Source organism: Nocardiopsis sp. LDBS1602 (genome assembly GCF_035818715.1).
In the GTDB taxonomy this organism is placed as follows: domain Bacteria; phylum Actinomycetota; class Actinomycetes; order Streptosporangiales; family Streptosporangiaceae; genus Nocardiopsis; species Nocardiopsis alba.
Map to the genome: position 1 here is coordinate 1 of NZ_JAYLVW010000014.1, position 11925 is coordinate 11925.

The 11925-nt window shown below is 67.7% G+C and carries 13 protein-coding genes and 1 tRNA gene; 8 read left to right on the top strand and 6 right to left on the bottom strand.

The genetic code is table 11. The features are described 5' to 3' along the window. Positions 1-723: 723 nt before the first annotated feature. Positions 724-1032, bottom strand: coding sequence for a hypothetical protein (locus tag U9J66_RS24940; RefSeq protein ID WP_017536123.1), 309 nt, complete (start codon positions 1030-1032; stop codon positions 724-726). 396 nt (positions 1033-1428) lie between these two features. Here U9J66_RS24940 and U9J66_RS24945 point away from each other — a divergent pair, with 396 nt between their 5' ends. From U9J66_RS24945 to U9J66_RS24955, 3 genes are all read left to right on the top strand, one after another. After that, complete coding sequence (locus U9J66_RS24945; RefSeq protein ID WP_041562149.1) at positions 1429-2193, top strand: helix-turn-helix domain-containing protein; 765 nt, start codon at positions 1429-1431, stop codon at positions 2191-2193. A gap of 233 nt (positions 2194-2426) precedes the next feature. Continuing rightward, positions 2427-2549 carry a DLW-39 family protein gene (locus U9J66_RS24950; protein WP_014912962.1) on the top strand — a complete coding sequence of 41 codons (123 nt, stop codon included), beginning with the start codon at positions 2427-2429 and terminating at the stop codon, positions 2547-2549. 239 nt (positions 2550-2788) lie between these two features. Continuing rightward, a tRNA-Ala gene (locus tag U9J66_RS24955) sits at positions 2789-2864 on the top strand. A 102-nt stretch (positions 2865-2966) separates the two neighbouring features. Here the strand turns inward: U9J66_RS24955 and U9J66_RS24960 are convergent. Together U9J66_RS24960 and U9J66_RS24965 are read right to left on the bottom strand one after the other, a co-directional pair. Then, a complete protein-coding gene (locus U9J66_RS24960; protein ID WP_017536125.1) occupies positions 2967-3152 on the bottom strand; it encodes an NAD-dependent epimerase/dehydratase family protein in 186 nt (61 codons plus the stop codon). After that, positions 3149-4060: an EamA family transporter gene (locus U9J66_RS24965; protein WP_326338931.1), complete on the bottom strand. Its 912-nt coding sequence runs from the start codon at positions 4058-4060 to the stop codon at positions 3149-3151. The genes U9J66_RS24960 and U9J66_RS24965 overlap by 4 nt, the downstream gene beginning before the upstream one ends. An 82-nt stretch (positions 4061-4142) precedes the next feature. Here U9J66_RS24965 and U9J66_RS24970 point away from each other — a divergent pair, with 82 nt between their 5' ends. From U9J66_RS24970 to U9J66_RS24980, 3 genes are all read left to right on the top strand, one after another. Next, positions 4143-5021: a LysR family transcriptional regulator gene (locus tag U9J66_RS24970; protein WP_326338932.1), complete on the top strand. Its 879-nt coding sequence runs from the start codon at positions 4143-4145 to the stop codon at positions 5019-5021. Between the two features lie 814 nt (positions 5022-5835). Continuing rightward, the gene (locus tag U9J66_RS24975) at positions 5836-6165 is read left to right on the top strand and encodes a WhiB family transcriptional regulator (RefSeq protein ID WP_014912558.1); all 330 of its coding nucleotides are present in this window, start codon (positions 5836-5838) and stop codon (positions 6163-6165) included. Between the two features lie 287 nt (positions 6166-6452). Continuing rightward, positions 6453-7118: a DUF1707 and DUF4870 domain-containing protein gene (locus U9J66_RS24980; RefSeq protein ID WP_026125292.1), complete on the top strand. Its 666-nt coding sequence runs from the start codon at positions 6453-6455 to the stop codon at positions 7116-7118. A gap of 61 nt (positions 7119-7179) precedes the next feature. Here the strand turns inward: U9J66_RS24980 and U9J66_RS24985 are convergent, their stop codons facing one another. Further along, a complete protein-coding gene (locus U9J66_RS24985; RefSeq protein WP_161110925.1) occupies positions 7180-7749 on the bottom strand; it encodes a hypothetical protein in 570 nt (189 codons plus the stop codon). Between the two features lie 247 nt (positions 7750-7996). Here U9J66_RS24985 and U9J66_RS24990 point away from each other — a divergent pair, with 247 nt between their 5' ends. Then, positions 7997-8521: a peptidylprolyl isomerase gene (locus tag U9J66_RS24990; RefSeq protein ID WP_017536129.1), complete on the top strand. Its 525-nt coding sequence runs from the start codon at positions 7997-7999 to the stop codon at positions 8519-8521. A gap of 42 nt (positions 8522-8563) precedes the next feature. Beyond that, the gene (locus U9J66_RS24995; protein ID WP_193789628.1) at positions 8564-9463 is read left to right on the top strand and encodes a rhomboid family intramembrane serine protease; all 900 of its coding nucleotides are present in this window, start codon (positions 8564-8566) and stop codon (positions 9461-9463) included. 218 nt (positions 9464-9681) lie between these two features. On the opposite strand, the gene U9J66_RS25000 is transcribed toward U9J66_RS24995, so the two are convergent. Beyond that, entirely contained in the window at positions 9682-9936 is a 255-nt protein-coding gene (locus tag U9J66_RS25000) for a cell division protein CrgA (protein WP_014909918.1), read from the bottom strand. Between the two features lie 165 nt (positions 9937-10101). Continuing rightward, positions 10102-11910, bottom strand: a complete 1809-nt coding sequence (pknB, locus tag U9J66_RS25005) for a Stk1 family PASTA domain-containing Ser/Thr kinase (RefSeq protein WP_161110922.1) — start codon at positions 11908-11910, stop codon at positions 10102-10104. Positions 11911-11925 lie beyond the last annotated feature (15 nt).

The window sequence follows — 11925 nt, forward strand, 5'->3', positions numbered from 1 at the left end:
CCCTGTGGTGGGGTGGGAGAGTAGGTCGCTGCCACGGTTTTTCTTGGAGGAAGGGATGCCCCTGTTGTGGGGGTGTCCCTTTCTTTTTTGTGTGTTGGGGGGTGCCTTGGGGTGCCCCCCTTTTTTTTGTGCCCGAAAACGGGAGCGGGGGTGGAGGGGCGCGGGTTCTCCGGGCTTCGAGTCTCAGGAGGGGTCCGTACCGCACCGCGGGGAAGGTCGTCACGACTCGGGGGGAGCAGGGGCGGACCGCGGAGGAGTGAGGCGACGGCACCGAGAACACCGGGGCCGCCCGGCCGGAGAACGTCTCGATGAGGGTGGACCCTCGCCGGGCGCCGGCTCCTCCAGGAGGAGGGCATGAGGGGAGAGGGGCCGGGGTGTCCGGGGGGCGGTTCAGGGAAAGGGCGGTCCGTGTTCGGCGCATCATCGAGGGACGGGCGGGGCTTCCTCGCCCGTCCGTCCTGGGAAGAGTCTCCGGACGACCCGCGCTCGAGAGGCGCTACTGGTCGTCGTCGACCTCCGGAGCGTCGATGAGCTGCCGCAGCAGCGCAACGAAATCCTCTTCGCTCATCGCCGACCAGTCCACGTGCTCGTTCATGTTGAGCGGTCTCCCCAAACTCGCGAGCGCTAAGCCTCGATGGCTCTGATCGCTCGGCGAAGTCCGGGTGAACTCGCTATCGTCGCAGGTGGAGACGGTGGCCGGAAGAGGCCGGCCGTTTCGTGTGTTCAGACGCGCTGCTGGAGGGCTCCTCGGCATTCGGGGCAACGGCAGCGCTTGTTGTACCCGGTCACGGTCCCGTGCGGCAGGGAGGGGTCCCTCTGCTCGGTGAGGGTGGCGTCCAACTGGTCGCCGAAGGCGGTGAGGATACGGGCGGTCGCGAACACCTGTTTCGGGTTGATACCGAGTTCCTCGGCCGCGTCGTCGATGTGCTTACCCATGCGGAGTTTCGCGATCAGCCGTGAGCGGGTGCTCGGCGGCATGTCGGCCTCCGCGTTAGCGATCAGCTGCTCGGCGTCGTCAAGCGGGTAGCTCATGGATTTCCTCACGTGTGCGGGTACGCCCGCCGAAACGGGCACCTCAAGCATCGTACGTGCCCCACGGAGTATCCCGGGATGGTCGTTCCGGGTGATGTCCGAGAAGTCGAGAAGGACGAATGAGCCCGTGAGCGGGCCATGTGACTCCTCTGTACGTCACTTCCTTCACACATCGTAACAAGAGGAGTAATTCCGGCGCTATGTGTCGAAGTTCCTCCTTCTTCGCGAACGAAACGACCGCTGTTTTCTAGAGACGCATTGCTAGATCCTAGAGAGCGTGTTTTTCTGGTGGGACACCCCCCGACACTCGGCCATTGGATCAGTGTTATGACCAGTCCCACGGTCCGCCGACGGCGCCTGTCCGCCGAACTCCGCCGCCGCCGTGTGCAGGCCGGCCTGACCCTCAACGACGTGGCCGAGGAACTCGAATGGTCCCCGGCCAAACTGGGCCATATAGAGACGGGCATCCGTAAGTGGCCCTCCGTCATGGAGATCTCCGCCCTGCTGAGGTTGTACGGGGTCACAGGGGGCCAAAGGGAGGCCGTCCTGACCCTGGTGCGCGAATCCCGCCTGCGGCCCTGGTGGACCGAGTACGAGGACGTCCTGTCCTCCGCCTACGTGGGGAACGAGGCCGGTGCCGTGGCCCTGTGGACCTACGGGGGGATCCTCGTCCCCGACCTGCTCCAGGTGCCCGACTACACGGCCGTGGTGGCCCGGGCCCTGGGGCACGACGACCGCGGCGTGGAGAGGATGGTCGCCGCGCACCTCAAGCGTCAGGAGATCCTGGAGTCGAGCTCCTCGGTGGTCTATGACGCGGTCGTCGAGGAGGACGCGCTTCAGCGGGTCCACGGGGATCGCTCCGTGTTCCGTGCCCAGACCCGGCGGATCGTCGAACTCGCGTCCGGTTCCGAGCGCGTCACGGTACGGATCGTGCCGACATCGGCGGGTCCTCACACCGGTTCGGCCGGGCCCTTCTCCATCATGGAGTTCGAGGAGGACGAGGCGGACCTCGCCTACGTGGAGGCCCCTCACGGGGGGACGGTCGTGGAGTCGGAGGAGGGGGTCCGCGCCTGCCGGAGGGTCTGGGAGGGGTTGTGCCGGAGCGCGGCCTCCCCCGAGGCGACGGTGGGGATCCTGCGTCGTATGGCGCTGCTCACCTGAGGGTTCGACCTGCCCTTGGAAGGCCTGAAACCGCTGTCCGGGAGGGGACGTGGCCGGTGAAGGAGGGGTCTTCGTGGGAAAGCCGGGGCGAATCGGTCCACCATGGCAGGGAACGCCCGCCACGACTTGCTAGTCTGCTAGGTGACAACCTCATAAAGTTGCCCTCGGTGCCCCGTCGCGGTGACGGGTGCCCGTGTGTACGACCGGTTTTCAACAGAGAAAGGGTCCGGACAGTGAAGAAGATCATCGTTCTGGCGCTGGTGGCCCTCGGGGCTTTCGCCGTCTACCGCAAGATCCAGGCGGACCGCGCCGAGCTCGACCTGTGGACGGAAGCCACCGCGGCCAGCGAGAGCTGATCGCGGACCCGACTGGCCGCCCGACAGGGGGCCGGTGGGTTTCCAAGGCGGGTCGACGGCGCACACCCGGTGTGTCGCCCGGGGTCCGCGAGTGACACGAAGACGTGGGTGGGCCGACGAACCCGTGGTGCGACCCACGGCTTTGTGCTGTGTCCGGCCCCCTGTCCAGTGCGCCGGACCACCCTCCGATGCGGGTATGCTCTGCATGGTGACCGGGCCTGGACCCGGATCCGAGAAACGGGGCCATAGCTCAGCTGGCAGAGCGCCGGTTTTGCATACCGGAGGTCAGGGGTTCGACTCCCCTTGGCTCCACCACAGAAGAAGACTGCTTCGAGCGTACGTGACGGGGATCTCCGATTCGGGATCCCCGTCACCTCGTTCCCGAGGGCCGGCGATCACCTGATCGCCGGCCCTCGGTCATCCGGTACGGACGACCGTGATGTGTCGTTCCCCGCCGGGGATCTCGATCTCGTCGACGACGGCGATGGCGAGGTCGCCGGAGGTGATCCGGGAGACGCCGGTGACCGTGTGGCCCCGATCCAGGGCCTCCTCCACGATCGCGGTTCCGGCCATGCCGGTGGCGCCGAAGACGGAGATCCTCATGAGGTGGGTGCCTTTCGTCGAGGGGTGCGAGGGGTGATCTGACCGGCGAGCATCGCGGCCAGGGCCAGGACGAACCCGGCGATCTGGAGAAGGGTGAGGCTCTCGTCCAGGAGGAGTGCTCCGAGAGCGGCGGCCACGAGGGGTGAGAGCAGACCGAGCAGGGCGGTGGCGGTCACCGGCAGACGGCGGATCCCCCCGAACCACAGGGCGTAGGCCATGAGCCCACCGATGAGTCCGAGCCACAGGTAGCCGGCGAGGGCCGGGGCGTCGACCTGGACTGGGACGCCTTCGATGAGCAGGGTGGGGACGAGGAGCACGAGGCCTCCGGCGGTGAGCTGCCACCCCGCCAGGGTGAGGTCGTCGACGCCTTCGGGGCGTCCCCAGCGTTTGGTCAGGACGACGCCCGTGCCCATGGAGGCGGCCCCCGTGAGGCCGGCGAGGACACCGACGGGGTCGAGGGTCGCCTCGGGGCCCAGGACCACCATTCCGATACCGGCCAGGCCGACGACGCCCCAAACGACCCGCCAGGCCGACCACCGTTCGTTCAGGAGCGCGACGACGAGGAAGGCCACGATGATCGGCTGGGTGGCGCCCAGGGTGGCCGCCACGCCCCCGGGGAGACGCTCGGCGGTCAGGAACAGCAGGGGGAAGAAGGCGCCGATGTTGAGGGTGCCCAGGACCGCGGCCTTCCACCACCAGTCTCCGCGCGGGGGTCTTCGAACGATCGCCAGGGCCAGGAGGCCCGCGGGCAGTGCCCGCATGAGGGCCGCGAACAGCGGGTGGCCGAGGGGGAGGAACTCGGTCGTCACGATGTAGGTCGTGCCCCACACGGCCGGGGCGAGGGCGGTCAGCGCGGTCAGGCCGACTCTGCCCCCGACGCCCGTTCCGGGGGCTTCGGGAGTCGTCATCACGCACTCATCGTGCGGTCGGAGGTATCGATGAGTCCAACACATGCTTGTCATCGCATCGATCTCATATCAAGATCGATCTATGGAGCTGCAACAACTTCGCTATGTCATCGCCGTGGCCGAGGAGGCCAACTTCACCCGGGCCGCGGCGCGGTGTTTCGTGGTCCAGTCGGCGCTGAGCCACCGGATCAAGACGCTGGAGCGGGAGTTGGGCTTCGACCTGTTCGCCCGGACCAGCAGGAGGGTGGAGCTCACCGCGGCGGGGGAGGCCTTCCTGCCGGAGGCGAGGGCCGCCCTGGAGGCGGCCGAGCGCGCGGTCGCCGACGCCTCGGAGGCGGTGGGGCGGGTGAGGGGTCGGTTGAACGTGGGGGTCATACCGACGGTCACCGCCGTCGACGTGCCCGCCGTCCTCGGCCTGTTCCACCGGGCGCACCCGGAGGTCCGGGTCACCCTGCGGATGGGCGGTAGCGACGCGCTGGTGGAGGAGATCGTTCGAGGGGACATCGACGTGGCCTTCCTCGGGCTTCCCGAGTCCCTCGAACCGCGCGGGGTCGCCTGGCGTCATCTGGGATCCGACCACCTCGTCGCCGTTCTGGCCGCGGAGCACCCCCTGGCCGAGCGTGCCGAGCTGAGGTTGACGGATCTGGAGGGGGAGACCTTCGCCGACTTCACCGCGGGGACTCCGGGGAGGGCCCAGAGCGATCTGGCCTTCGGCGGCGCGGGTGTGCGGCGCGATGTGGCCTTCGAGTCGATGTCCGCCGACCTCATCGTCGATCTGGTCCGTCAGAACCTCGCCGTCACGCTTCTGGCGTCCCGTTACGCCCCTCGTGAGCGCGGGCTCGTCGTCCTTCCCGTGGTCGACGGGCCCTCCCGTGCCGAATATCTGTCCTGGAGCGATTTCAATCCGGGCCCCGCCGTACGCGCCTTCCTCGAACTGGTGGACGAGGCCCCTTCCGCATAGGGGCGGGGCGGTCGGCACGCTCCGATCCGAGAAAGCGCGTGTACGGCTTCGGGTGCCCCCATGGGCGGCCTCCTGTCTCCCGAGGTCGGAGCGGCGCTCTCGGGAGCTCTCAGAGGCCTTTCCCCGGCTGCGGTGGAGTCCGGGCCGAGTGATGAACGGATGTGGTGAAGCGGCCTTACATAAAGGTCCGCTTAAAACCCGGGAACGGGTCCTTCCGTCGGCTGAATAGGACTCTTCCCGTCTTCTGTGGACTATTTGTCGTGGTTACTAAACAGTAGTTCCAGGGGGGTGGAGAGGGGGTGGGAAAAGGTGGGGGAGGGGGTTGCTCTAGGTGGCCGTGGAGGAGGGTCGCATAGCCCGATCGGGTGGGTTCACGGGAGGGCCGTCCGGTTCGACCAGGCCTGTCCGGACAGGCGGTCCGGGTCATCGGTGTTCCTGAAAGCGCAGGTCATTCAGGGGTTGTGCGTCTGGTTCGCGAGAGTTTCCGGTTTCTCTTCACTTGGTGCGCTCCTACCATATCCAGTGACTCTCCGTGTGTGTATGATGACACTTCCTGAGGAGGCAATGGTCCTACTGGGCCATATGAGAAATAGGCCTCTTGGGGCCTGTTGGTGAACTGGGACGATCCGTAGTTTCGACACCAACGACAACGAGGAACACAGCGCGCCGAAACGAACGACCCCCGAAGACGAGCCGAGCGGCCCCCGTTCGGCTTCGTGCATCGTCCTCGTGGCGGCCCGTTGGTCCCTCGTCCGCCGACAGCCGGTCGGCGGGTTCCGATCACCACACATGCTGATCTTGGGAGTGGGGCAACATGTGGAATGAGAAGATGGCGGCTCGTGCCAAATGCCGCGAGATCGACCCCGACGCACTGTTCGTGCAGGGAGCCGCGCAGAACCGCGCCAAGCTCATCTGCCGAGGATGCCCGGTCCGGACCCAGTGCCTGGCGGAGGCCCTGGACAGCCGGATCGAATTCGGCGTATGGGGCGGTATGACCGAACGTGAGCGTCGTGCTCTGCTGCGTAGGCGCAAGGACGTCACCAGCTGGTACGACCTCCTGACCAGTGCCGAGAAGCGTTACGAGGAGGAGAGGTCCCAGGAGGAGCCGGTGCGCAACGCTCCGGTCGTCGTCGCCGGGCACTGACCCGGGACGTCGAGGAGGGGAGCCTCGACGTCGATCGTGACGGGGATGTTCGCGTGAGGCCGTGGGGACGGCCGGGCGCGGGTTTCGAAGGGGAACGTTCCGACCTGGGACGGATCGACCCGGCCCTACGGGCCGAAGGTCGATGCCGCCTCCTCCTTTCGAAGGAGGGGCGGATCAGGGGAGGATCAGGGACGTCCCTCATGTACGCACTCGGCTCCATGCAGCATCATGGAGGAGGGCGCGACATTCTCGTACGGTCGAGCCCCACGCGGCTTTCGGGAGTGGGGATGACAGAGCAGAGTTCGCGGGACCCTCGGCCACGTCCGTGGAGTCCCGACGGTCCGCGACCACAGGTCCGGCTCACCCACCAGGATCGGGACGCCGTGGCCGAGGTCCTCCGAGAGGCCTATTCGAAGGGCCAATTGGAGGAGGACGAGTTCGACGAACGGCTCGACCGGGCCATGCGCGCCAAGGTCGCCTCGGATCTGGCTCCGCTCACGGAGGACCTCGGGGTCCGGCCCTTCACGGAGGGCGGGGCCCCGGGGCGACCCGGGGGCGAGGGCTTCGGCTCCAAGGGAGGCCGACGGCGTCCCGCCGCCGACCTTCGAGGGATGAGGACGGACAACCCCCTGGAGAAGGTCGGCTCGGGCCTGAGTCACGCGTCCGCGTACTTCTTCCCCCTGCTCGGTCCGCTCCTGATCCTGTTGATCAGTTCGGACAGCACGCCCTTCATGCGCAAGCACGCGTTGGAGGCCCTGAACTTCCAGCTCTTCTGGATCATCGCCATGGCGGTCAGCGCGGTGCTGTCCATCCTGGTCCTGCCGATCCTGATCCTGGTGGCCGTGGCGCTCGGAGGGCTCGTCCTTCCGGTCATCGCCGCCGCGACCAACATCATGGGGAACGGCTGGCGCTACCCCTTCACCTATCGGCTCATCAAGGGCGACGACGACTGACCCTCGTGTCCGGACCCCGGGTTCTCCCCGCGGCCCGGACACGAGGGTCGGGTTCGCGCTCTTACTCGCCGGACCTGCCGTTGGAGGAGGATCGGATCTTCTCCTTGGCCTTGGCCTTGGTCTCCTCGGCCTTGTCGGCCGCGTCCTCCGCGACGTCGGCCGCCTTCTCCTCCAGGTTCTCGCGGGTCTCACGGACCTGCTCACGGGCCTGGTCCAGGTGCTCCTGCCACTCGGCGTCCTGGGAGGCCTGACGCAGGCGGATGAGCGAGTACACGAGCACGCCGCCGACCAGGGCGGCGCCGCCGATCACGAGACCTCGGGGGATCCTCCGGCCACCGGCGCGGAGTCCGCGCAGACCACGGCGGCCCGGCTTCGGGTCGATCCGCTGGGCGGCGACGGTCAGCAGACCGGCCACCCGGGGGGCGACGGTGTCCTCGACGCGCTGAGCGGCGGTCTCCAGGCGGGGTGCGGTCCAGCCGCGGGCCTGGAGGAGCTTCACGGCCGCCTGGTCCCGTGCCTGATCGGCGTAGGGGCCGAGTCGGTCGGCCTGTTCCCGGGCCAGTTCCTGTAGGCGGGCGAGGGCGTCCTCGGCGTCCTTGCGTGCCTTGCGACGCTTGGCAGTGATAGGCACGTCGTCAGCTCCTTCGATCGTTCTCACCGGTTCGTACGGTCACTTCACCCGGCGGCCGACACGTTCCGGCCGCCTGAATGGTGCCGCCGGTCGTCCTTCCCTGTTATCCGGGTGTTATCTCAACATACGTCCTCTGCGTCTGTGATCTACGTTTCGACACCGTCCACGGTCGTCGGGCTTCCGGTGAAGCGCGCCGGTGGGCCGGGTAACGTGAGCACGTAATCTCACTCGAGCGAAAGGCACTGAGGTGTCGGACTCCACGGGTCAGCCCACCGCGCGGCTGAACACCTCCAAGGGAACCATCGTCGTCAAGCTGTTCGAGGAGCAGGCTCCGGAGACGGTCGCCAACTTCATCGGTCTGGCCGACGGTTCCAAGCAGTGGATGGACCCCACGACGGGCAAGCCGTCGAACAACAGCCTCTACGAGGGCACGATCTTCCACCGGGTCATCGACGGGTTCATGATCCAGGGCGGCGACCCGCTGGGCAATGGCCGCGGCGGCCCCGGCTACCAGTTCAAGGACGAGATCGACCCGAGCCTGCGCTTCGACCGTCCGTTCCTGCTGGCCATGGCCAACGCCGGTCCGGGCACCAACGGCTCCCAGTTTTTCATCACCGTCACCGAGCCGCACTGGCTCAACGGCCGCCACACCATCTTCGGTGAGGTCGTCGAGGGCGCCGACGTCGTGACCGCCATCAGCAAGGTCGAGACCGGCGCCCAGGACCGTCCGAACGAGGACGTCGTGATCAACAGCATCGAGATCACCCGATAACACGGGTATCGAGGTCAGACCCAGAGGAGTGACCAGCCGACCATGACCGCACCTCCCCCTTCCCCCGGGGCCTCGTCCGGCCAGGGGACGCCGCGTACCTGCTACCGGCACACCGACCGAGAGACCGGGGTCGGCTGCACGCGGTGCGGGAGGCCGATCTGCCCCGACTGCATGGTCGAGGCGGCCGTCGGCTTCCAGTGCCCGGCCTGTGTGGCCGAGGGGAACCGCAGGGTGCGGTCGGCGCGGACCACCTTCGGGGGCAAGGTCGTCGACAAGCCCTACGTGACCTGGTCGATCCTGGTCATGATGGTGGTGGGCTTCGTCCTCCAGCTGGGCACCTCCGTCCCGCTCGGCCAGGCTCTGAGCACACCTCTGGTCCAGCACTTCAGCATGTGGGGCCAGGGCGTCGTGTGGCACGGCGAGTGGTACCGGCTCATCACCGCGGCCTTCCTGCACGGGGGCGTTCTCCACCTGCTGTTCAACGGCTACGCGATGTACGCCCTCGGTCCGCAGTTGGAACGTTGGCTGGGGCACGGGCGTTTCCTGGCCCTGTGGGTCCTGGGCGCCCTGTCCGGTTCGGTGCTGAGCCTGATCGCCACGCCGAACCAGCCGTCCGTGGGCGCCTCCGGCGCGATCTTCGCCCTCTTCGGCGCGGTGTTCGTGATCGGTCGGCGTCTGCGGCTGGACATCCGGATGCTCCTGGTCCTGCTGGCGCTCAACCTCGGTATCACCTTCCTGGTCCCGGGGATCTCCTGGACCGCCCATATCGGTGGTCTGGTCGGAGGGCTGCTGATCGGGGCGGTCCTGGCCTATCTGCCGTCGAGTTCGGTCAAGGAGGGACGGCGCACCCTGGTGCACACGCTCCTCCTGGCGGCCTTCGGTGTTCTCCTGTTCACCCTGGTCGTTCTGGCCCCGAGACTGTGGATCCTGATCTACGGCTGACGTCCGGAGACGCGAAAGGCCCTCGGAGAACGTTCCGGGGGCCTTTCGTCCACATCCATGGCGAGCATGGTGCGACACGCAGAGTAGAGCTACCCACAACCTGTGGATAACTCTGTGGAAAACCTGATCAAGGCGGCTCGAACGGCCGAGTGGGGCGTCGGCGCCGTTATCGGGCCCGGGGGTGAACGGGGGACATCACGCCCGCGGGAGGACCGGGGTCAGTGCCAGCGCGTCGACAGAATGACGGCGATGATGATGCCACTGAAGCCGATCAGCAGGTTCCAGTTGTGCCAGTCCTGCATGTACGGGACCGAGGCGCCGGCGAGGTAGTACACGCCGATCCAGAGGATGCCCAGGATGAAGAAGCCCAGCATCGTCGGCACCAGCCAGCGTGGGCTGACCTTCGGCTGCTCTTTGGAAGGAGGCGGCGTGTAGACGGCCTTCTTCTTGCGATCGTTGCGGGACTTGGGCACGGTCGCTGCTCCAGGATGTGGGGCGGTTCGGAATCACCACAGTGTACGCCCCGGGCGCCCCGGGCGTCACCGCCGGCAGGTCCCGAAACCCCAACGGTCCCACCCGGAACGTGAGAGGGGGCCGTGCCCTTTCGGACACGGCCCCCTCTCACACCGCTCCGGGTCTCATCGACGGCCGAGGACGAACCCGTTCTCCTCCGGCTGATCGGTCTCCCACGGCGGAGGCGGGAACTCGATCGGCGGACTGTCCGTCTCGCTGGGCTCGTCCGGCTCGTCGGGCTCGGTCGGCTCCTCCTCGGCGGGGGCGACGGCGATCGTCACCGTCACGGTGGTGCCCACGTCCACGCTCTGCTGGGCGGCGTGGGACTGGTTGACGACGGTGTTCTCCGGGGCGTCCGCGGTCTCCTGCTCCTGGAAGTCCGCGACCAGGTTCGCCTGGTCCAGGGCGTTCTGCGCCTGCTCCCGGGTCATCCCCTGAAGGTCCGGCACGCTCGTCTGGTCGGGGCCGGAGGAGATGTGCAGGGTGATCTCCGTGTCCGGGGAGACCTCGTTGCCCGCCGGGGGGTCCGTACCGATCGCGCTGCCCTGGGCGATGGTGTCGTCGGCCCGGGAATCGGTGGTGACGTTCTCGAAGCCCTGATCGCTCAGAGTGGACCGGGCCTCCGACTCGGTCTGCCCCTCCACGCTCGGGATCTCGATCGCCCCGGGCCCGGAGGAGAGCACGATGACGACCTCCTCGTCGACGGGGGCCTCCGTGCCCGCCGTGGGGTCGGTCTCGATGGCCGTGCCCTCGTCGATCTCGTCGTCGGCCCGGGTATCGGTGCCGATGTTCTCGAAACCCTCATCGCGGAGCGCGGCCTCGGCGTCCTCCTGGGACATGCCGGCCACGTCGGGGACGGTGGCCTGTTCGGCCGTATCACCGCTCCGGTTGAGGAGGAAGAAGACCAGGATCAGGGAGCCGATGACGCCCAGGGCGAGCAGGACCCACAGGGCCGTCTTGCCCGCGTTGCCCTTCTTCTCGTCCCGGTAGTCGTCGTCGTAGTCGTCGTAATCGTCATAGCGGTCGTCCCCCGCGGGCGGCATCGCCGTGGTGGCCCCCGCCGCGGCCATCGCCATGGTGCCCGCCTGAGTGGGCATCCCGGCCAGACCGCGCTGGATGTCGGCGCGCATCTCCGCTGCGTTCTGGTACCGCTCCTCACGGTCCTTGGTCATCGCGCGGAGGGTGACGTCCTCCAGCCACTCCGGGATCTGCGGATCCACCTCGGAGGGCGGGATCGGATCCTCACGGACGTGCTGGTAGGCGATGGACACGGGGGAGTCGCCGGTGAACGGGGGGCGCCCGGTGAGTAGCTCGTAGAGCACGCAACCGGTGGAGTAGATGTCGCTGCGAGGGTCCACGCGTTCGCCGCGCGCCTGCTCGGGAGAGAGGTACTGCGCGGTGCCGATGACCTGGGAGGTCTGGGTCATCGTCGCCTGGTCGTCGCCCATGGAGCGGGCGATACCGAAGTCCATCACCTTGACCTCGGCGTTGCGGGTCAACATGACGTTCGCGGGCTTGATGTCCCGGTGCACGATGCCGTTGTCGTGGCTGTACTCGAGAGCCTTGAGGATGCCGTCGACCAGCTCCGCCGAACGCTCCGGCACGAGCTTGCGGTCGTCGTCGAGGAGTTCCTTGAGGGTGCGGCCGTCCACGTACTCCATGACGATGTACGGGATGGAGACCCCGTCGATCATGTCCTCGCCGGTGTCGTACACCGCGATGATCGCCGGGTGGTTCAGGGAGGCCGCGGACTGGGCCTCCCTTCGGAACCTCGCTTGGAAGATGTGGTCACGGGCCAGATCGTGTCGGAGCGTCTTGATCGCGACGAGTCGGTCGAGTCGCAGATCTCGTGCGCGGTGTACCTCGGCCATGCCGCCGCGCCCGACCACCGTGTCGAGTTCGTAGCGTCCGCCGAGGAGCCGGGGCTGGGACATGTCGTGCACTAATCC